Raw genomic sequence first — 20768 nt, forward strand, 5'->3', positions numbered from 1 at the left:
CCATTCTCATGTCCATTCGCAGCAATCGAAAAAAGCCTGTTCCCGCCACCGTCCCGATCCGCTAGATCTTGATCGATCACGATCATGCGGAGGGATCTATGCTGGAACTGATTTGGCGCGGCATTGCCATGGGCATTGGCGGCACCGTGTTTATGGATATATGGGCAATCGTGCTGCACCGGTTCTTCGGCCAGTCCGCGCCAAACTGGGCGCCGGTCGGCCGCTGGTTCTGGTACGTGCCGAAAGGTACGATATTTCACGACAGTATCGCCACGGCTGAACCCTATGAACACGAACTGGCGCTCGGCTGGATTTCGCATTACGCCGTCGGCATTGTTTATGGCGTCATTCTCGCGCTGGTGGTTCCGGCCGCGTGGTTTGCCAATCCTTCGTTCATTGAGCCGTGGATCGTCGGCATCATAACGGTCGGCGCGGGCTGGTTCCTGTTGCAGCCGGGGCTCGGCATCGGCTGGGCGGCGTCGAAGACCCCCAACCCGAACAAGGTCCGCTTTCTCAACCTCGTGGCCCATACGGTTTTCGCCCTGGGCATGTATGCCGTGGCGCTTTTGATGCGCTAAATGAAAAGGGGGCTGAAAAGCCCCCGCTCCTGTCCGGTTCTCAGATATTCGCCGAGAACGTATCGCAATCTTCGACACGGCCGCTCTGGAAACCGCGCTTGAACCATTCCGCGCGCTGTGCCGAGGTGCCGTGGTTGAAACTGTCAGGCACCACATAGCCCTGGGTCTGCTTCTGCAGCGTATCGTCGCCGATCTGGTGGGCGGCGTTCAGCGCCTCCTCGAGGTCACCGGTTTCGAGAATGCCCTTCTGCTCGGTGAACTTGCCCCAGATGCCGGCATAGCAATCCGCCTGAAGCTCGACGCGCACCGACATCTTGTTGGCATCCACCTGGCTCATCGACTGGCGGCGGCGGTTGAACTCCTGCAGAACGCCGGTCAGGTTCTGGATGTGGTGGCCCACCTCATGCGCAATCACATAAGCCTGCGCGAAATCACCGGCCGCGCCGAAACGCTGGTCGAGTTCCTTGAAGAAGCTGGTGTCGAGATAGACCTTGCGGTCGCCCGGGCAATAGAACGGGCCGCTGGCGGCGGAAGCATAACCGCAGGCGGAAGACACCTGACCGGAGAACAGAACCAGCGTCGGCTTCTGATAGGTCTCGCCGGCCGACTGGAAAATGCCGCTCCACGTATCTTCCGTCTCGGCCAGTACGGTGCGCACGAAAGCCGTCGTCTCGTCCGACGACTGGCCCTGCGGACGCGTGCCAGCCTGCTGGCCGCCGGATTGCTGCGTGGTGCCGCCGCCATCCAGTGAAATATCGCCGCCAGAAAGCAGCGTCAGCGGGTTGATGCCAAGCACCCAGCTTATCAGCAGAATGACCAGAATGCCGCCGATACCGATACCTCCGCCGCGCCGCCCGATAGGCACACGCATTCCGCCACGGGAAAAAGGATCGCTACCGCCTGGCCCCGACCCCGCCGACATGCCACGCCGGTCCTCGATATTGTCCGACTGGCGGCGTCCTCTCCATTCCATGCTATTCTCCCGGCGGATATCGCCTTAACAAGCTGCCTTATAACGGCACTATAATACATCTTGTTCCGGAAGGAAGCAGAGGTGGCAAACGGAGAGCCTCATGCGGCTCTGCGTCTTTGTTTCAGCACTGTCAGAAACAGGAAGACAAACAGGAAAGCGCCGGCGGAAAAGGCCACAAATCCGGCTCTGCCATCACCAAAAGCAACCTCATGCATGATGCGGCCGGGAACGAAGGTGAAACCTCCGGCAATCACGATGCCGCCGAGATAAACGCTCTGCATGATCCGCATATGGCGTCTGATATCGCCGCGGCACGCGAAATAGATCGATTGAAGACAGCCATATATCGTGAAGGCGGAAAGCAGGTGGATCGGGCTGAAACCGTAAAACATCCTCAATTCATGGATGAAGAACGTCGAAACGGACGTCGTGACCATCAGCATCACCCATATCTTGCCGAACAGCCGGTGGATGGCGGTTCCCTTGGGACGCAGGAAAATGAAAGCGCCGAGAATGGCGGCGGGTATGACGGTGGCGACATGGAACTGCACGGCAAGCGGTGCGTCTAACAATGGCTGGAGTGACATGGGTGCTGTTTCGGCTCGGTTGAAATCACCGGCAATTTCGGCAAAACATGCGCTCAGGAAAAACGGATTGACGCCAACCGCAGGAAAACTTCGTGGATCACCCGTATCTGCAATCCACGCTTCGTGAAATGCACGCCATCCTGCAATCGCGCAGGCTGTGGCTGACGTTTCTCGCCGTGCTGGCGATCTTCATCGTGACCGGACCTTTCGGAACGAGCGAAACCATGAGCTTCGCCGACCGGCTGCTCTACTGGACAATCATACAGGCCGGCGCCTGGATATTCGCCATATCCTTTTCCATCATCGCCAACAACATCCTTGCCGGCAGCATCGAAAATATGCTGACGCGCATGATGATCGGCTCGCTGACGGCCGCCCTGCCGATCGGGCTACTGCTTACCATCACGAACCGGGTCTTTTCAGGCAAGGAAATGGGTTTCGGCCCCTTTTTGCAAAGCAGCCTGTCGTCTCTGCCTCTCTGCGCCATCTTCTGCCTGCTAAGTTATCTCACCGCCTCCCAGTCGTTCGAAACAGCGGCCAATGCCGCTACGGACACGGGCGAAGATACCAGACGCGAGGTAAAGGGCGTCGTACCGCTGCTGGAGCGGCTACCGCCGCAAAAGCGCGGAAAATTGCTGCGGCTGTCGGTGCAGGACCACTATACTGAAATCGTCACCACGCGCGGGCATCAGCTCGTTCTGCTGCGTTTTTCCGATGCACTGAAAGAAATAGGCCAGACGAAAGGATTGCAGGTGCACCGGTCGCACTGGATTGCCGATGCCGACTTTGTCTCCCTGCGCAAACAGGCCGGCCGTCTGCATGTCATGACCAGAGACGGCAGTGAAATCCCCGTCAGCCGCTCCTATAGTGCAGCGGTCCAGGCCCGTTTTACCGCACACGCCCCTGCCGGTTAAGAGTTTCTGTCGATTCCGGAATTTATGGGGTTCCGTTCTCAAAAACATTTGCCTATAAGCCGCTTCTAGCCTGAAAACATTTGAATTGCGCCCCCCGGCCGGTGATCCTTCACCCTGGCCGGTGTTTTGCGCAACCGAAAAGCGGAACGAGAGAGCCATGCCGAAGCGCCAAGATATCAAGTCCATCCTCATCATCGGCGCGGGACCGATCGTTATCGGTCAGGCATGTGAATTCGACTATTCCGGCACCCAGGCCTGCAAGGCGCTGAAGGAAGAGGGGTACCGGGTCATCCTGGTCAACTCCAACCCGGCCACCATCATGACCGATCCGGGCCTTGCCGACGCCACTTACGTCGAGCCGATCACCCCGGAAGTCGTCGCGAAGATCATCGCCAAGGAGCGCCCGGATGCGCTTCTGCCGACCATGGGCGGTCAGACCGCGCTCAACACCGCGCTCTCTCTCAAGCGCATGGGCGTTCTCGACCGTTACAATGTGGAAATGATCGGCGCAAAGCCGGAAGCCATCGACATGGCCGAAGACCGCGCCCTCTTCCGCGAAGCCATGGCCCGCATCGGCCTTGAAACCCCGCGTTCCATGCTGGCCAACGCCACCGAAATCAAGGATGCCGACCGCAAGAAGCACGAGGCAGCGCGCACCGAGCTGAAGGGCAAGCTTTCCGGTCCCGATCTCGACAAGGCGCTGGACGATCTGGAAAACCAGTGGAACCTCGGCGAAACCGACCGCAAGCAGCGCTACATGGCGCATGCCATGGCGATTGCCGCTCAGGCCATCGATCATGTCGGCCTGCCCGCCATCATCCGCCCGTCCTTCACGCTTGGCGGCACCGGCGGCGGCATTGCCTATAACCGCTCTGAATTCTTCGACATCGTCTCCGGCGGCCTCGACGCCTCGCCGACGACGGAAGTTCTGGTCGAAGAATCGGTTCTCGGCTGGAAGGAATATGAGATGGAAGTCGTCCGCGACAAGGCGGACAATTGCATCATCATCTGCTCCATCGAAAACATCGATCCGATGGGCGTCCACACCGGCGACTCGATCACCGTCGCGCCGGCGCTGACCTTGACCGACAAGGAATACCAGATCATGCGCAACGCCTCGATTGCGGTGCTGCGCGAGATCGGCGTCGAAACCGGCGGCTCGAACGTGCAGTTCGCCGTCAACCCGAAGGACGGACGCCTCGTCGTCATCGAAATGAACCCGCGCGTCTCGCGCTCCTCCGCTCTCGCCTCCAAGGCAACCGGCTTCCCCATCGCCAAGATCGCCGCCAAGCTCGCCATCGGCTACACGCTGGATGAGCTTGAGAACGACATCACCGGCGGCGCGACGCCCGCTTCGTTCGAACCTTCCATCGACTACGTCGTCACCAAGATCCCGCGTTTCGCCTTCGAGAAATTCCCCGGCGCTTCGCCGATCCTCACCACCGCCATGAAGTCGGTCGGCGAAGTCATGGCCATCGGCCGCACCTTCGCGGAATCGCTGCAGAAGGCGCTGCGCGGCATGGAAACCGGCCTCACCGGTCTCGATGAAATCGAAATCCCCGGCTATGAGGAAGGCGAAGGCTCCAAGAACGCCATCCGCGCCGCCATCGGCACGCCGACGCCGGACCGCCTGCGCATGGTCGCCCAGGCGCTGCGCATGGGCATGAGCGAAGAGGAAGTCCACGAGAACTCGAAGATCGATCCGTGGTTCATCGCCCAGTTCAAGGCCATCGTCGACATGGAAGCCCGCATCCGCGAGCACGGCCTGCCGCAGGATGCCGAAAACCTGCGCATGCTGAAGGCCATGGGCTTCTCCGACGCCCGCCTCGCCAGCCTGACGTCCAAGCGCCCGAAGGAAGTGGCCGAACTGCGCAACAGCCTCAATGTTCGTCCGGTCTTCAAGCGCATCGACACCTGCGCTGCCGAATTCGCGTCGCCCACCGCTTACATGTATTCGACCTATGAAATTCCCTTCGTCGGCGCAGCCCGCTCCGAAGCGCAGGTTTCCGACCGCAGGAAGGTCGTCATCCTCGGCGGTGGCCCGAACCGTATCGGCCAGGGCATCGAGTTCGATTATTGCTGCTGCCACGCCGCCTTCGCGCTGAAGGATGCCGGCTTCGAAGCCATCATGATCAACTGCAATCCGGAAACGGTTTCCACCGACTACGACACCTCCGACCGCCTCTATTTCGAGCCGCTGACGGCCGAAGACGTGATCGAGATCATGCGAGCCGAACAGGAAAAGGGCGAGCTCGTCGGCGTCATCGTGCAGTTCGGCGGCCAGACCCCGCTGAAGCTCGCCGAAGCGCTGGAAAAGAACGGTATCCCGATCCTCGGCACTGCGCCTGACATGATCGACCTTGCCGAAGACCGCGACCGTTTCCAGAAGCTGCTGATGAAGCTCGATCTCGCCCAGCCGAACAACGGCATCGCCTATTCGGTCGAGCAGGCCCGCCTCGTAGCCTCGGAAATCGGCTTCCCGCTGGTGGTGCGCCCGTCCTACGTTCTGGGTGGCCGCGCCATGCAGATCATCCATTCGGAAGGCCAGCTCCAGACCTATCTGCTCGACACGGTTCCGGGCCTCGTACCCGAGGACATCAAGCAGCGTTACCCGAACGACAAGACCGGCCAGATCAACACCCTGCTCGGCAAGAACCCGCTGCTGTTCGACAGCTACCTGACCAATGCCGTGGAAGTGGACGTCGATGCGCTGTGCGACGGCGAAAGCGTCTTCGTGTCAGGCATCATGGAGCACATCGAAGAAGCCGGCATCCATTCGGGCGACTCGGCCTGCTCGCTGCCGGTCCGTTCGCTGTCGAAGGAAATCGTCGACGAGCTGGAACGCCAGACGACGGCGCTTGCCAAGGCGCTCAATGTCGGCGGCCTCATGAACGTGCAATATGCCATCAAGGATGGCACGATCTACGTTCTCGAGGTCAATCCGCGCGCCTCGCGCACCGTGCCTTTCGTGGCGAAGACCATCGGCGCGCCGATCGCCAAGATCGCCGCCCGCGTCATGGCCGGCGAGAAGCTCGATCCGGCGATTGCCGCTTACGGCGAAAAGCCCGATCCGCGCAACCTGAAGCACATTGCCGTCAAGGAAGCCGTCTTCCCCTTCGCCCGCTTCCCCGGCGTTGACATTCTGCTCGGACCGGAAATGCGCTCGACCGGCGAAGTCATCGGCCTCGATACCGATTTCGCGCTGGCATTCGCCAAGAGCCAGCTCGGCGCCGGCGTCGACCTGCCCCGCTCCGGTGCGGTCTTCGTCTCGGTGCGTGACGAGGACAAGGAAGGCGTTCTGCCTGCCATCCGCATTCTCGTGGAAAGCGGTTTCAAGGTGCTGGCCACCGGCGGCACCCAGCGTTTCCTCGCCGAAAAGGGCATCAACGCCGAAAAGATCAACAAGGTGCAGGAAGGCCGTCCGCATATCGAAGACGCCATCCGCAACCGTCAGGTCCAGCTCGTCATCAACACCACCGACAGCAACAAGGCGATTTCTGACTCGAAGTCGCTGCGCCGCGCGACACTGATGCAGAAGGTGCCTTACTACACGACGATGGCCGGCGCGGAAGCGGCAGCGCTTGCCATCAAGGCGCTGAAGGCCGGTAATCTGGAAGTGAAGCCGCTGCAGAGCTACTTCCAGTAAGCTGCGGGAACCGCAGGTTCCAGCGTTGAATGAAAACAAGACGCCGCGGGTCACCATGCCCGCGGCGTTTTGCATTGCGTAATCCTGCTGCAATTCATTGCCGGTATCAAAACATCAGGTTCGAACGAGGCCCATGATGTCCCTATTCCGCAATGACGGATCGCCCGCAGCCATTCGCCGCGCCGTTGCCAAAGCTCCGGTCAAACGCTCCATAAAGATACTGAGGCGCCCCACCATCGGGTCCCGGCGATGGGAACACCTGGCCCCGACAGGCCAAAGCACCGCCTTGAGGGACTGACCGTGGCTGGACGTCCACCGGGACCGGAGCGGGTGGCTTTTCCGCTGCGGATCGAACCCGCAATATTGAACATGATCCGGCACACCGCGAGCGGCGAATTGCGCAGCGTCAATGCCCAGATCGAGGTTCTTCTGAAAGAGGCCCTGTCCCGCCGCGCCACGGCGGATGAAGCAGACAAGCCGCCCTTTTAAACCGAAGGGCAACAACGCGCTACACGACACAAAGATGCGGTGCGGCCCTGCGGAAAGATCGACGGCCCGCAGCCCTGCCCTATGCCGCCTGCGCCTCCCGAACGCAATTGCGCCCTTCCATCTTCGCGCGGTAAAGTGCGCGATCAGCCATTTCCGCAAGCGTCTGGAGATCGCAGCGCATCTCGCCAGTGGCGGCAACGCCGATGCTGATGGTGACGCCGACACGCAGGCCGCCGCAATCGACCTCGGTTACCGCAATCGCATCGCGAATGCGCTCGCCGATCATGCAAGCCTTGCGAACGCCGGCGCCCGGCAGGTAGATGATGAATTCCTCTCCGCCGTAACGCGCCAGCACGTCCCCGCCGCGGATGCTGCCGCCGATGCGCTTCGCCACTTCCTGCAGCACACTATCGCCGACGGCGTGGCCGAAACGGTCGTTGATCGACTTGAAGTGATCGATATCCAGCAGCATGGCCGCATCGGCGGGATCGGGCGTCGCAGGCATGGTCTGGAAGAAGAAACGCCGGTTCTTGACGCCCGTCAGCGGGTCGGTATTCGCAAGAACCAGCAGTTTGCGTTCCGACCGCTCGGCCACGAGCATCATCACGAACAGGGCAATGGCGAAGTTCAGCATGATGATGAAGAAAAACGCATTGACCAGATTGATGGTGGCAAAATCGGGGAAAAGCACGCTTTTCACCACCGATAGCGAAATGAGACCGGAGACACCGGTGATGCCACCCAGCGCCAGGCGGGACAGCAGCGGCTCTCTGCGCCATCTGGCAAAAAGCACCGATGCCCCGGCGAGATAGGCAAGCGATGCGCAGCCATTGAAGAGCGCCGCGCGATACGCATTATTGTCCGCCACCTGCTGCGCGACAACCATCGCCAGCACGGAGATGAGGCAGACAATGGATACGGTCCGTCGGTCGACGGAACGCCCATCGCTCAACGCCTTCAAGCCGAGCCAGATCATCGCGTAACCCACAATACCGAAAACGACACTGCCGAGCCGCCACAGGGCCGGCGACAATATTCCCCATTCGCCGTAACCGGCAAGCGTGGAGCCAATCGCCATCGAGGCGAAACCCGCCGCAAGGGGGACGGGACCGCGCAAGCCGCGATTGGTCATTTTCAGATAGATAAAACTCAAAAGCCCAACGATGTAAGAACACTTTTGCATCAGTATGACTGTCGCAAGGTCGAGTTCACCCAACATGATTTGTCCATACGGTAAATAAATTCGGAGAGCTTAATTATAGTAGTAAGTATAAAATTTCAATCAAAATAACAGATAAATAATCAGTAAATGATACTACTGCAAGTTATGCCTCAAATATTGAATAAATCCCCAACGCGCAAATGGAAATTTATTCGAATATTCTAATAAAACTTATATCCTCCTTGAACCGCATCGTTTCCGCCTCTTTCACCTGCGCATCGGCAAGGCGCAGGAGGTAGGACGGATGCACGGTGACAAAAAGCGTTCGGCCTTCCTCCATCGGCAGAGGACGGCTCCGAATCTCCGAGAGCTTTTCCTTACCGCCGGTCAGCGCATAAAGCGCCGTTGCGCCCATGGCAACGATCAGTTTCGGCCGAATAAGCGCGATTTCCTGATTGAGCCACCAGCGGCATTGTTCCACTTCGCCCGCATTCGGCCGTTGATGAATGCGTCGTTTGCCGCGCGTTTCGTATTTGAAGTGTTTGACGGCATTGGTGACATAAAGCTTTTTGCGCTCGATACCGACATCGGCAAGAGTCCGGTCGAAAAGCTGGCCGGCCGGACCGACAAAAGGCTTTCCCGAGAGATCCTCGTGATCGCCCGGCTGTTCGCCAACGATCATGATTTCCGCATCCTCCGGCCCCGAACCGAAAACCGTTTGCGTGGCGCTGCAATGCAGGGAGCAGCGGGTGCAATGGCCAGCTTCCCGCGCCAGCGATGCGAGCGTGCCATCCGGCACGGAATGCGTCGTCTCCCGGGCAGCGGCCGCAGCCTGCAGGCGATGGTGAAAGGGCTGCGGCTGGCTTGCCGCCCTGGCGGCCATCTCCAGCACCCGCGCCTCAGCACCGAGAACGAGACCCGGAATCAGATCGGCTTCCGGCAGGTTCTTCCAGTATTTCTTCGGCATCTCCGCCGTCATGGCTTTGATCTTGAGGCGCGCCGGATTGAATATATTGGCATAATAGGTCCGCCAGAGTTCATCCGTCTCGTCCGTCAGATCAGGCTTCGCCGCCGCCTCCCGTGAGGTTTGCAGCTCGCTTCCGTCCCATCGGGCGGACCCTTTCGGCGTGGCGATCAGCCAGTCCATGTCGGTAAACCGTCGCTGGAAAAACGCTGCCGTTCGCTCGACGATGAAATGATCCGGCTCGAACCAGGCCACAAACCGCCGTCGCCCGCCCTGCCCCTGCGGCAAGGGCAATTCCTTGAAACGGACGAAGGCCGTCATCTTGTGACAATCCCGGCGCACCGATTTCTCGAGCAAGCGGGCCTCTGCAACATCCGGATCGGACTTGAACTGCAACAGGGCGCGATCCCGCTTCAGCCGCCACAATAACCGGTAAAGCAACGCAAACCGGCCGGGATCGCCATGGCAGATGACGGCCTGCGCCAGCGCCACGAACGAGGCAGGAACGGAAACCTGCCCATTGCCGGCATCGACGGTCGGCAATGGCTCACCGGCGAAATCCAGCAGCCCTGCCCCGTCATCCCGCAACCGCCAGTCAATCGTCTCCGGCGGAATATCGGCGGCAAGGGCCGCACGCGCGGCATCGCGCCACTCGCCGAAGTCGCCCCGCCCTTCGAGAACCGGGCCATACATCACAACAGCGACAATTGTTCGGGCTGCGGCGCAAACATCGCCCGCAAATCCGGCCGCTCGGTCAGCTTGCCCGGCGTCCAGCCCTCGGCGACGATGAAAGCCTTCACCTTTTTCAGGGAAACACCAAAACGGGCAATATCCTCCAGCCGCAGCCGCCGGAACCGCCGTGACGATAGAACCGAGGCCACCGTCTTGGTGCCGAAACCGGGCACACGCAGCAGCATTTCCCGATCCGCCGCATTGACGTCCACCGGGAAACGGTCGCGCTGTTTCAGCGCCCAGGCGAGTTTCGGGTCGATATCGAGATCGAGCATGCCGTCACCCCCGATTGCCGTTATCTCGCTGATATCGAAGCCATAAAAGCGATACAGCCAGTCGGCCTGATAAAGCCGGTGTTCCCGCATCAGCGGCGGCTTGATGAGCGGCAGGTTTTTCGACGAATCGGGAATGGGGCTGAAGGCCGAATAATAGACGCGTCGCAAACCGTAGCTGCCATAAAGCCGGGCGCTGGTGGAGAGAATGGTGCTATCGTCAGCGCCATCCGCCCCCACGATCATCTGCGTACTTTGGCCGGCCGGCGCAAAGCGCCTGGTCTTGCGTGTCCGGACGGTCGGCTCCCCGGCCTCCTCGATCTTCAGGCGGATATCGGCCATGGAGCGGCGAATATTGACGGGCTGCTTTTCCGGCGCGAAACGGCCAATGCCGCTATCGGTCGGCAATTCGATATTGATCGAGAGACGATCCGCGTAAAGCCCTGCCTCCTCGATGAGCCTGGGCGATGCTTCGGGAATGGATTTCAGGTGGATATACCCACGAAAACCATGGGTAACCCGCAACTCCCGCGCCACGCGCACCATCTCCTCCATCGTATGATCGGAGGAGCGGATGATGCCGGAGGACAGGAACAGCCCCTCGATATAGTTGCGCCGGTAAAACTCCAGCGTCAGCCAAACCACTTCTTCCGGCGTGAACCGCGCCCGCTCGACATTGCTGGAGGAGCGGTTGATGCAATAGGCGCAATCATAGATGCAGAAATTGGTGAGCAGGATTTTCAAAAGCGAAATGCAGCGCCCGTCCGGCGCATAGGCATGGCAGATGCCCGACCCTTCCGTGGAGCCCAGACCGCCCGATGCTGCGGAGTTGCGTTTTGTCGTGCCGCTGGATGCGCAGGAGGCGTCGTATTTCGCTGCGTCGGAGAGAATGGCCAGCCGTTGCCTGATCGACTTCTTCATGGAAATGTTCACTATATGTTCCATAGGCAAATGTCAATGACATAAGGTAAGGCATTGATTACGTGACGAAATATGTACGCCTCAAATTTGCTGGCATTTCGCTGTCGTCTTCTGATATAGTCGGCTCAGTTATGATTTTGGCATGGTTCCGGAGTTCCCCTCCGGAACCTGTTTCTTTTTGTGTCTGCAAGTAAAGCGACAGGACTGCGAAGGATAAAAAAATGGTAGAAAAAGTACCGATGACTCAGGGTGGATTCGTCAAGCTGCAGGAGGAGCTGCGCTGGCGCCAGCAGGAGGAACGCCCCCGTATCATCGAGGCGATTGCGGAAGCGCGCGCCCATGGCGACCTTTCGGAAAACGCCGAGTACCATGCTGCCAAGGAAGCACAGAGCCACAATGAAGGCCGCATCACCGAACTCGAAGACCTGACCGCGCGCGCGGAAGTCATCGATCTCTCCAAGATGTCGGGCTCGAAGATCAAGTTCGGCGCCACCGTCAAGCTGGTGGACGAGGATAGCGACGAGGAAAAGACCTATCAGATCGTCGGCGACCAGGAAGCCGATGTGAAGGCCGGCCGCATCTCCATCTCCTCGCCCATCGCCCGCGCGCTCATCGGCAAGGAAGTCGGCGACAGCATCGAAGTCAACGCGCCTGGCGGCGCCAAGGGCTACGAGATTCTCGCGGTTCAGTGGGGCTGATGCCCGCACATGCAATGCGCCCCATGCGGGCGCATTGCTTTTCTTGACGTCTTCAACCCCCCGAATTAGCCGCAAAGACGGAAGCCCATCTTGTCCCACGTCAGTCTGAAAGATGTGCAGGTGCTTGCGCCGAATTTCAAACGCAGGCTCTCCGGCGTCACCTCCACCATCGTTCAGCTCATTCCGGTGCAGAACCGGCTGGGACAGAAGGTGGCCGTCATCGGCCCCGGCCTGCCGCCGCATCTGCCGCATGTGCGCTTCCGCGATCTGTGGCGGCTCTGGCAAAACGGCCCGCGGGGCGGCCCGCGCATCTGGCATGCCCGCCGCAACCTTGAAATGTTGCCGGGTCTTTTCATGCGTGACGTGCTGCGCATGGAGGTGAAGCTACTGTTCACCTCGGCCGCACAGAGGCGACATTCCGCCTATACACGTTTTCTGATCTCGAAGATGGACGCCGTGGTCGCGACCAGCACCCGCTCCGGCTCGTTTCTGGAAGTACCCCATCGCGTTGTCATGCATGGCGTCGATACCGACCTGTTCCATCCGGCAACCGGCCCGGAAGACACAATCGCGGCAACCGGCCTGCCGGGACAATATCTCATCGGCTGCTTTGGACGGGTGCGCCACCAGAAGGGCACCGATCTCTTCGTGCGGGCCATGATCGAGCTTTTGCCCGCCCATCCGCAATGGACAGCCATTGTTTCCGGCCGGGTAACGGCGGAACACAAGGCTTTTGCCGAGACACTCGAGGCCGATGTCAAGGCTGCCGGCCTTTCGGACCGCATCGTGTTTCAGGGTGAGGTGGATGACATCAAGCCGTGGTACCGGCGGTTGACGCTCTATGTCGCCCCATCCCGCAACGAAGGTTTCGGCTTGACGCCGCTCGAGGCCATGGCATCGGAAACGGCCGTCGTCACCAGCACCGCCGGCGCCTATGAGGAAATGATCGTCAAGGGCGAGACCGGCGCAGTCGTCGAGGCGGGTGACTATGCATCGCTCAGGGATGCGATAAGGACCTATCTTGCCGATCCGGCTCTGGCCGAGAGCCATGCAAAGGTCGGACTTTCGCATGTACGCAGCACATTTCCGCTTGAGAAAGAGGCCACGAGTCTCGGCGAAGTCTATGAAGCTTTGCGGCGCGGGTAACGCGTCTTAAGGTCACCGCAAAGCCTGCCGCTCAGATTTCCACGAGACCGACGCGCTTGACCTGACGGATCGTCAGCATGGTGCGCACCGTATCGACATTTTCGTCCGCCGTCAGAACCTCGATGACGAAATCCTGAAATTCCGTCAGGTTCTTCGCCACGCAATGCAGCAGGAAATCGCTTTCGCCTGACACCATCCAGGCCTGCCGCACCAGCGACCAGCCGGCGGTTGCCGCCGCAAAAGCCTTCAAATTGCTGTCCGACTGGCGCTTGAGACCAACCATGCAGAAGGCGACGAGATCGAAACCGAGCTTCGGCGCGTTCAACATGGCGTGATAACCTTCGATCACGCCCGCCTCTTCCAGCTTGCGGACGCGCCGGAGGCAGGGCGGCGCGGAAATACCGACCCTTTCGGCCAGTTCCACATTGGTCATGCGGCCGTCGCGCTGCAATTCGCGCAGGATTTTCAGATCGATGGCATCGAGTTCGACGCTGGTCACGGAGGAGTACCTCGTTAAGCTGTGGAACTTCCTTGTACTATTCGGCGCGGGATTCGCAACATTATGCCACCGCCCGGTCACAAAATTGCGCGCGCATCCACAACTGCCTTGTTGGTAACGCAAGGCTGCCCTTGAATAAAGACACTAGACAACCTTAAATACCGGGCAACGAAGGGGTTGCGGCCTGTCCGCCGTCATGCGGCTCCAGGGCCCGGTGCCGAAAGGCGCTGCCAGGGAAAGGCCCCGTTATTGAAAGGAACGCTTCCATGTCTGCCCGCCACACGAAGGTATTGATCATCGGCTCCGGTCCCGCCGGTTATACCGCGGCGATCTACGCGGCCCGCGCAATGCTGAAACCCGTGCTGATCGCCGGCATGGAACAGGGCGGCCAGTTGATGATCACCACCGATGTCGAGAACTATCCGGGCTTTGCCGATCCGATCCAGGGTCCGTGGCTGATGGACCAGATGCTGAAGCAGGCGACGCATGTGGGCGCGGAAATCGTCAGCGACCTCGTCACCGAAGTTGAAACCAATGTACGGCCTTTCGTGGTGAAGACCGATTCCGGTCAGGTCTGGACCGCCGACACGCTGATCATCGCCACCGGCGCCAAGGCCAAGTGGCTCGGCATTGAGAGCGAGCAGCATTTCCAGGGCTTCGGCGTTTCCGCCTGCGCCACCTGCGACGGTTTCTTCTATCGCAACAAGGATGTGATCGTGGTCGGCGGCGGCAACTCCGCCGTGGAAGAAGCGCTTTACCTCGCCCATATCGCCAAATCGGTCACCGTCGTGCACCGCCGCGACAGTTTCCGCTCGGAAAAAATCCTGCAGGAACGGCTGTTCGCCAAGGAAAACGTCAAGATTCTCTGGAACACGGAGATCGCCGAAATTACTGGTGCACCCGCAAAGCCGCCAATGCCGCCTTCCGTCTCCGGCGTGAAGCTGCGTGATACCAAGACCGGCACGATCAGCGAATTCCCCATCGACGGCGTCTTTGTCGCCATCGGCCATGCGCCGGCAGTCGAGCTGTTCAAGGGCAAGGTGAAGCTGAAAGACAACGGCTACATGTGGACCGCCCCCGATTCTACGGCGACCGACGTGGAAGGCATCTTCGCAGCCGGCGACGTCACCGACGACATCTACCGTCAGGCGATCACCGCCGCCGGCATGGGCTGCATGGCCGCGCTGGAAGCGGAACGTTATCTCACCGCGCATCAACCGCTTGCTGTCGCAGCGGAATAACCGAAAGGCAGGGTAGGCATGGCAATGCCATTGGACTGGGATAAACTGCGCATTTTTCATGCCGCAGCCGAAGCAGGGTCTTTCACCCATGCTGCCGACAAGCTGCATTTGTCCCAGTCGGCCATCAGCCGTCAGGTCAGCGCGCTGGAGCAGGATGTCGGCGTCAAGCTGTTCCATCGCCACGCTCGCGGTCTCATCCTCACCGAACAGGGCGAGTTGCTGTACCGCACCGCCCATGACGTGCTGCTGAAGCTCGAAACCGTCAAGATGCAGCTCACCGAAACGACGGAGAAGCCGAGCGGCAAGCTGCGCGTGACGACCACCGTCGGTCTCGGCCAGGGCTGGCTGACGGACAAGGTGCAGGAATTCCTGCAGCTCTATCCGGAAATGTCGATCCAGCTCATCCTCGACAATGAGGAGCTGGACGTGAACATGCGTCACGCCGATTGCGCCATCCGCCTGCGCCAGCCGCAGCAGTCGGACCTCATTCAGCGCAAGCTGTTCACGGTGCACATGCACGTCTATGCCGCGCCGTCCTACATCAATCGCCATGGCGAGCCGCAGTCGATTGAGGATCTCGACAATCACCGCATCATTTCCTTCGGCGAACCGGCGCCCAACTATCTGCTGGACGTCAACTGGCTGGAAAATGCGGGACGCTCTTCCGACAATACGCGCACGCCGCATCTGCAGATCAACAGCCAGACCTCGATCAAGCGCGCCTGCCTGCTGGGAATCGGCATCGCCTGCTTGCCGGATTATATCGTCGGCCGCGATCCGGGCCTTATCCAGCTATCGCTCGCCGCAGATATTCCGTCCTTCGATACCTATTTCTGCTATCCCGATGAGATGAAAAACGCTGCAAAGTTGAAAGCCTTCCGCGACTTCATCGTTGCAAAGGCGCGGAACTGGAACTTCTGACGTTAAAATAATCGGCGCTCGGTTATAGCCATTAAATTTCAAGAGCTTAACTGACATGCTACCTGAGCGGCGTACCTGCGCCGCCCGGGAGCATTGCACATAAAATATACCGGAAATATCGAGGGCTGCGTGGCGCGCATGCCTGACCTGCACAAAAAAGAGTTGTTTCGTGCACAAAAAAGCACCATATCGCTCTCAGCTGATGCACACGGTGGCTTTTCCTCCCAGTTCCACCGCATCAGCTGTTCCCCTCTGGAGGTTTTTGACCTTCACACTTAAAGGGCCCTGGATCCATCCGGCGGCCCTCTTTTTTTACCCGCAAGAATTTTCTCCGAATTGGCGAAATATCGCATGATGCAACCTTGTTTTGCATTATTCCCACACCCATATTTTAGTCAGCTGTCACGCTCGCCCAAGGCACGCGACAGCTGTTCCCCTCTGGAGGTTTTGACCTTCAAACTTATCAGGCCGCGGAGATATCCAGCGGCCTTCTTTTTTGGAAATGCCTGCCCGCCCCCTCGATCCTCACAGAGACGTGACTTGTATATCGATGATGACCGATATAAATATCGGGCATGTCAGATATTGAAGAAGCACCGATGAACCCGGAGGAAATCCTCAAAGCCCTTTCGCACCCCGCAAGGCTGAAATTCCTGGAATGGCTGAAGTCTCCGGAAAGTCACTTCTGCCAGGAGCATCCCCTCAGCATGGGTGTATGCGCCAACCAGTTTCAGATCAGCGGCCTGTCGCAATCCACCGTCTCGTCGCATCTGGCGGTGTTGCAGGCAGCCGGCCTGATAAGGTCGAAAAAGGTCGGGCAATGGGTGTTTTTCGAACGCAACGAGGAAACCATCGACGCCTTCCGCAATTATCTGCAAGCCAATCTCTGAGCCTCCCAAGCTTTGAGCCTCGGGGTGTCGGACCGGAAACCGCAAGACGGTTTTCATTCCGGCACCCAGACAGAAAGACAGCGCGTCCCCCGCGCAATTTCGCCAACCGACCAGAAAGTGAAGTCGCATGACCAGTCTTTTCGAACCGGCACAGGCCGGCGATATCGCACTCGCCAACCGTATCGTCATGGCTCCCCTCACCCGCAACCGTTCGCCGGGCGCCATTCCCAACAATCTCAACGCCACCTATTACGAGCAGCGCGCCACGGCCGGGCTGATCGTCACCGAGGGCACGCCGATTTCCCAGCAGGGTCAGGGTTACGCTGACGTTCCCGGTCTCTACAAGCGGGAAGCAATCGCGGGCTGGAAACAGGTTACCGACGGCGTGCATTCGGCCGGTGGCAAGATTGTCGCACAGATCTGGCATGTGGGCCGCATTTCCCACACCTCGCTGCAGCCGCATGGCGGCCAGCCGGTCGCGCCTTCCGCCATTCCGGCCAAGTCTAAGACCTATATCATCAATGATGACGGCACCGGCGCCTTTGCCGAAACCTCCGAGCCCCGCGCGCTCACCATCGACGATATCGGCCTCATCCTCGAGGATTACCGCAGCGGCGCCCGCGCGGCGCTGGAGGCCGGTTTCGACGGCGTCGAAATCCATGCCGCCAATGGCTACCTGATCGAGCAGTTCCTGAAATCCAGCACCAACCAGCGCACGGATGATTATGGCGGCTCTATCGAAAACCGCGCCCGCTTCCTGCTCGAAGTTGTCGATGCGGTGGCGGAAGAGATCGGCGCAGGCCGCACCGGCATTCGCCTCTCGCCCGTCACGCCCGCCAACGACATTTTCGAGGCCCATCCGCAGCCGCTTTATAATTACGTGGCGGAACAGCTGGGCAAGCGCAATCTCGCCTTCACCCATGTCGTCGAAGGCGCAACCGGCGGCCCGCGCGATTTCAAGCAGGGCGACAAGCCTTTCGATTATGCTGCCTTCAAGGCCGCCTATCGCAATGCCGGCGGCAAGGGCCTTTGGATCGCCAATAATGGCTACGACCGTGAGAGCGCCATCGAGGCGGTTGAAAGCGGTAAAGTCGACGCCGTGGCCTTCGGCAAGGCCTTCATCGCCAATCCGGATCTGGTCCGCCGCCTGAAAAACGACGCGCCGCTCAACGAACCGAACCAGCCGACCTTCTATGGCGGCGGAGCGGAAGGTTACACCGACTATCCGGCGCTTGCCTGATAAAGGATAAAGCAAAGACGCCGCACTGCCCGAAAGCAGTGCGGCGTTTTCTTTCAGCGCAGGCTTCGCGCCTGCCGCGCGGCAAAATCGGAAAACGCGCCCATGACGAAGGCGTTGGGCACATGCAGCGCCTGGAGAAAGCCATTGCCCGTTTCCCGGCCGATGCTCATCAGAGCCACCTGAAGACAGTAAAGACCAAGCAGGACCAGCGTGCGGCCAAGGTTCGGCCGCAGATCGTCATATAGGGAAGCGAGAACCGCCAGCGACAGGATCGGAACGGCGATGAGAAAGCCGAGCCCCTTGTGCAGCGAAAGCAGCGATCCATCGTAATAGATCGACAGCCCGGCCAGCAGCACCTGCGCGAAGATCAGCACCGGCACGCTTGCCGAAATCACGGCAAACACGCGACGCCGGGCCGACATCCCATTCGCAACCGTGACCATCACACCCTGCCCCCGGCATCGGCCGGATGCGGAAGGCTCGACGGCTGCGGCCTCTGTTCAAGGCAGCCGAGGCTCGCCAGTGTCGTCGCTACCGCAATGTCGATCGGTGTTCTGGGTTCCGTTCCGAGAAAATCCGTCAGCCTGCGATTGCTCATCCGGATCGGCATTTGCCAGAGATATTGCATTTCCAGCACTTCACGGAACAGGGGAACGAAGGGAGCGGCCAATTTGATGCCCGACCAGGATAGCTGCCGCCTCTTGACCGGATAACCGACAACCCGCTCGATGGCTTCAACCAGTTGCAGCCCGTCGAAATCCCAGAAACCTTCCATGTGATAGACGGCGAAAGCCGGAAGCTCGCCTGCGCGGTCCAACAGTCGGCCAATGGTCTCGGCGACATCCGGCAGATAGGCCCATTGATGCCCGGCATGGGGCGCGGCGGGATTCCGGACACTCCGGACCGGCTTTCCGGGCTTCACCAGCATTTGCGAAAACCAGTTGTTTCTCGCGTCAGGCCCAAAGAAATCCCCGGCGCGGACGATCAGCACCGGCACGCCGCGCATGGACGCCATTTTCAGCCGCCGCTCCATCTCCACACGCAATGCGCCCTTACGGGTAAAAGGCTTTTGCGGACTGTCTTCCGTCAGAAGCGGAAAGGCGTCCGGCCCGAAATTATAGACGCTGCCCGGAAAGACGATCCGCGCCCCGCAGGCCTCGGCGGCGGCAATGCTATTGTCGAGCATCGGCAGCACCTGGCTTTCCCAGTTGCGATATCCGGGAGGATTGACCGCATGGACGATGAGGCTCGCGCCTTTTGCCGCATCCATCACATCCTGCCGGTTCATGGCGTCCCCGGTCACACGTTCGACGCCATCCGTAGCGCCCGTTGACGTCCGCTGGCGCGTCATCGCCCTCACCCGCCATCCCCGTTGCTGCAGCATTCTGGAGACCTGACTGCCGACACCGCCATTCACCCCCAAAATCAGGGCCAGAGGCCGTTTATTCTGCGCTGTATTTGCGTTGTTTTCATATATCATCGCCGTACTCCTTGATGTGGGCTGGAGTATCGCCCCGTTCCGCGATATACGAAATTATCGAAATGAGTGGAGCAGCTATACAAAATCTTATGACCAGAAACCGTGACATCAGCTGGGATTTCTATCGCACCTTCCTCAGCGTGCTGAGCGACGGCTCGCTTTCCGCCGCCGCGCGCGAGCTTGGCATCACCCAGCCGACGGCGGGACGTCACATCGGCGCGCTGGAAGAGGCCGTCGGCTTTCCGCTGTTCATCCGCTCACCGCACGGGTTGATGCCGACGGAAGCAGCCCTTGCGCTCCGCCCCTACGCGGAAAATCTCGCGGCAACGACCGCCGCCCTCATGCGCGCGGCCTCCGGCGAAGTCGGCAAGATCGAAGGCACGGTGCGCATCAGCGCAAGTGATATCATCGGCGTGGAAATGCTGCCGCCGATCATCACGGCCATGCAGGAGGTTCATCCACGGCTTGAGATCGAGCTTTCGCTCTCCGATACGCTGGAAGACCTTTTAAGGCGCGAGGCGGATATCGCCATTCGCATGACCGAACCGCAGCAGGATGCGATCGTGATGCGTTATATCGGCAATTTCCGTCTGGGATTTCATGCGACGCGCGATTATCTGGCAAGAGCCGGCACCCCGAAGAGCATGGAAGATCTGAACCACCACCGGATGGTCGGTTTCGACCGCAAGACGCCTTTCATTCGGGCGGCCATCCAGCGGATGCGCTCGCTCGATCCAGACATACCCGATATTGAGGAAATTTCCTTTGAAATCCGCGCCGACAGCAATCTCGCCCAGCTTGCCATGATCCGCGCCAGCGCAGGCATCGGCGTCTGTCAGATCGGTCTGGCGCGCAAGGACCCCCGACTCGTTCAGGTTCTTCCGAAAATCGACATCCCGCTCCACACCTGGGTCGCGATGCATGAAAATCTCAAGACCTCGCCGCGATGTCGTGCCGTGTTCAGCGCCCTCGTCGAAGGCCTCAAGGGTCATCTTAAAGAAACCGATCCGGGCGCCCCGCCGAAACGGCGCTAATGCCGATCCCGCATCGATGCCACGCGGGCCGGCATCCGCAATTGCCTGAAAGAGACCGGCGGAATACGCAAAGTGATCCCGGCTTTGCTGGAAATCCACGGATCGCCGATCAAAACGGTCTGGCCTGCTGCGTCGTCTTGTCGACCACCTCGGCTTCCGGCCGGTCGCCGCCCTGGCTGTATTCTTCATGCCAGTGGCCGCTCTCATCCTGATAGCTGATTTCCTCGTCATCGCCCCCCACCTGCTGTTCGGCGGCAACGATGCGCGCAGCTTCGACGGCATCCGCATAAGAAGGGAATGTTTCGGAATAGGCGCCGTTCATGCGGTAGGCGAAGCCTCCGTCATGTTCGACAATTTCATATACCACTTTGGTCATGCATG

Annotated in this window: 20 protein-coding genes; 11 read left to right on the forward strand and 9 right to left on the reverse strand. The window is 59.8% G+C overall.

Features of this window, described 5'->3' with window-relative positions:
- Positions 1 to 98: 98 nt before the first annotated feature.
- Positions 99 to 578 (forward strand): DUF2938 domain-containing protein, encoded by a 480-nt coding sequence (locus tag ACQZ5G_RS13865; protein ID WP_448736563.1) that lies wholly within the window; start codon positions 99 to 101, stop codon positions 576 to 578.
- Between the two features lie 40 nt (positions 579 to 618).
- Here the strand turns inward: ACQZ5G_RS13865 and ypfJ are convergent, their stop codons facing one another.
- Positions 619 to 1551, reverse strand: coding sequence for a KPN_02809 family neutral zinc metallopeptidase (ypfJ, locus tag ACQZ5G_RS13870; protein WP_448736562.1), 933 nt, complete (start codon positions 1549 to 1551; stop codon positions 619 to 621).
- A 98-nt stretch (positions 1552 to 1649) separates the two neighbouring features.
- Entirely contained in the window at positions 1650 to 2138 is a 489-nt protein-coding gene (locus ACQZ5G_RS13875; protein ID WP_448736561.1) for a DUF2306 domain-containing protein, read from the reverse strand.
- A gap of 92 nt (positions 2139 to 2230) precedes the next feature.
- Between ACQZ5G_RS13875 and ACQZ5G_RS13880 the strand changes: the two genes are divergently transcribed.
- The 3 genes from ACQZ5G_RS13880 (at position 2231) to ACQZ5G_RS13890 (ending at position 7187) form a co-directional block, all read left to right on the forward strand.
- Positions 2231 to 3052 (forward strand): LytTR family DNA-binding domain-containing protein, encoded by an 822-nt coding sequence (locus ACQZ5G_RS13880; RefSeq protein WP_448736560.1) that lies wholly within the window; start codon positions 2231 to 2233, stop codon positions 3050 to 3052.
- Between the two features lie 157 nt (positions 3053 to 3209).
- Complete coding sequence (carB, locus tag ACQZ5G_RS13885; RefSeq protein ID WP_448736559.1) at positions 3210 to 6698, forward strand: carbamoyl-phosphate synthase large subunit; 3489 nt, start codon at positions 3210 to 3212, stop codon at positions 6696 to 6698.
- Positions 6699 to 6998: 300 nt separating this feature from the next.
- Positions 6999 to 7187: a type II toxin-antitoxin system antitoxin gene (locus tag ACQZ5G_RS13890; RefSeq protein ID WP_031233516.1), complete on the forward strand. Its 189-nt coding sequence runs from the start codon at positions 6999 to 7001 to the stop codon at positions 7185 to 7187.
- Positions 7188 to 7266: 79 nt separating this feature from the next.
- On the opposite strand, the gene ACQZ5G_RS13895 is transcribed toward ACQZ5G_RS13890, so the two are convergent.
- The 3 genes from ACQZ5G_RS13895 to ACQZ5G_RS13905 form a co-directional block, all read right to left on the reverse strand.
- On the reverse strand, positions 7267 to 8406 hold the full coding sequence (locus ACQZ5G_RS13895) for a GGDEF domain-containing protein (protein WP_448736558.1): 1140 nt from the start codon (positions 8404 to 8406) through the stop codon (positions 7267 to 7269).
- 151 nt (positions 8407 to 8557) lie between these two features.
- Positions 8558 to 10006, reverse strand: coding sequence for a UdgX family uracil-DNA binding protein (locus tag ACQZ5G_RS13900; RefSeq protein WP_448736557.1), 1449 nt, complete (start codon positions 10004 to 10006; stop codon positions 8558 to 8560).
- Complete coding sequence (locus ACQZ5G_RS13905) at positions 10006 to 11238, reverse strand: putative DNA modification/repair radical SAM protein (protein WP_448737055.1); 1233 nt, start codon at positions 11236 to 11238, stop codon at positions 10006 to 10008. Before ACQZ5G_RS13905 ends, ACQZ5G_RS13900 begins: the two co-directional genes overlap by 1 nt.
- Before the next feature lie 221 nt (positions 11239 to 11459).
- On the opposite strand from ACQZ5G_RS13905, the gene greA reads away from it, so the two are divergent.
- Complete coding sequence (gene greA / locus ACQZ5G_RS13910) at positions 11460 to 11936, forward strand: transcription elongation factor GreA (RefSeq protein WP_003522847.1); 477 nt, start codon at positions 11460 to 11462, stop codon at positions 11934 to 11936.
- A 90-nt stretch (positions 11937 to 12026) separates the two neighbouring features.
- Positions 12027 to 13082: a glycosyltransferase family 4 protein gene (locus tag ACQZ5G_RS13915; protein ID WP_448736556.1), complete on the forward strand. Its 1056-nt coding sequence runs from the start codon at positions 12027 to 12029 to the stop codon at positions 13080 to 13082.
- 31 nt (positions 13083 to 13113) lie between these two features.
- On the opposite strand, the gene ACQZ5G_RS13920 is transcribed toward ACQZ5G_RS13915, so the two are convergent.
- Positions 13114 to 13581 (reverse strand): Lrp/AsnC family transcriptional regulator, encoded by a 468-nt coding sequence (locus tag ACQZ5G_RS13920; protein ID WP_020811379.1) that lies wholly within the window; start codon positions 13579 to 13581, stop codon positions 13114 to 13116.
- A gap of 266 nt (positions 13582 to 13847) precedes the next feature.
- On the opposite strand from ACQZ5G_RS13920, the gene trxB reads away from it, so the two are divergent.
- The 4 genes from trxB to ACQZ5G_RS13940 all read left to right on the forward strand — a co-directional run bounded on the left by trxB (position 13848) and on the right by ACQZ5G_RS13940 (position 17873).
- Positions 13848 to 14822, forward strand: a complete 975-nt coding sequence (trxB, locus tag ACQZ5G_RS13925) for a thioredoxin-disulfide reductase (RefSeq protein WP_003522850.1) — start codon at positions 13848 to 13850, stop codon at positions 14820 to 14822.
- A 24-nt stretch (positions 14823 to 14846) separates the two neighbouring features.
- A complete protein-coding gene (locus tag ACQZ5G_RS13930; protein WP_020011327.1) occupies positions 14847 to 15743 on the forward strand; it encodes a LysR family transcriptional regulator VtlR in 897 nt (298 codons plus the stop codon).
- Between the two features lie 599 nt (positions 15744 to 16342).
- Positions 16343 to 16633, forward strand: coding sequence for an ArsR/SmtB family transcription factor (locus ACQZ5G_RS13935; RefSeq protein ID WP_003522852.1), 291 nt, complete (start codon positions 16343 to 16345; stop codon positions 16631 to 16633).
- A 127-nt stretch (positions 16634 to 16760) separates the two neighbouring features.
- The gene (locus ACQZ5G_RS13940) at positions 16761 to 17873 is read left to right on the forward strand and encodes an alkene reductase (RefSeq protein ID WP_448736555.1); all 1113 of its coding nucleotides are present in this window, start codon (positions 16761 to 16763) and stop codon (positions 17871 to 17873) included.
- A gap of 53 nt (positions 17874 to 17926) precedes the next feature.
- Here ACQZ5G_RS13940 and ACQZ5G_RS13945 read toward each other — a convergent pair whose 3' ends face one another.
- Together ACQZ5G_RS13945 and ACQZ5G_RS13950 are read right to left on the reverse strand one after the other, a co-directional pair.
- Positions 17927 to 18316: a DUF6220 domain-containing protein gene (locus tag ACQZ5G_RS13945; RefSeq protein ID WP_448736554.1), complete on the reverse strand. Its 390-nt coding sequence runs from the start codon at positions 18314 to 18316 to the stop codon at positions 17927 to 17929.
- Complete coding sequence (locus ACQZ5G_RS13950) at positions 18316 to 19353, reverse strand: NAD-dependent epimerase/dehydratase family protein (protein WP_448736553.1); 1038 nt, start codon at positions 19351 to 19353, stop codon at positions 18316 to 18318. Before ACQZ5G_RS13950 ends, ACQZ5G_RS13945 begins: the two co-directional genes overlap by 1 nt.
- Positions 19354 to 19442: 89 nt before the next feature.
- Here ACQZ5G_RS13950 and ACQZ5G_RS13955 point away from each other — a divergent pair, with 89 nt between their 5' ends.
- Complete coding sequence (locus ACQZ5G_RS13955) at positions 19443 to 20387, forward strand: LysR family transcriptional regulator (RefSeq protein WP_003522856.1); 945 nt, start codon at positions 19443 to 19445, stop codon at positions 20385 to 20387.
- Between the two features lie 109 nt (positions 20388 to 20496).
- Here the strand turns inward: ACQZ5G_RS13955 and ACQZ5G_RS13960 are convergent, their stop codons facing one another.
- Positions 20497 to 20763, reverse strand: a complete 267-nt coding sequence (locus ACQZ5G_RS13960; protein ID WP_003522857.1) for a DUF2188 domain-containing protein — start codon at positions 20761 to 20763, stop codon at positions 20497 to 20499.
- Positions 20764 to 20768: the final 5 nt, after the last annotated feature.

The sequence above is a fragment of the Agrobacterium sp. 22-214-1 genome (assembly GCF_053522465.1).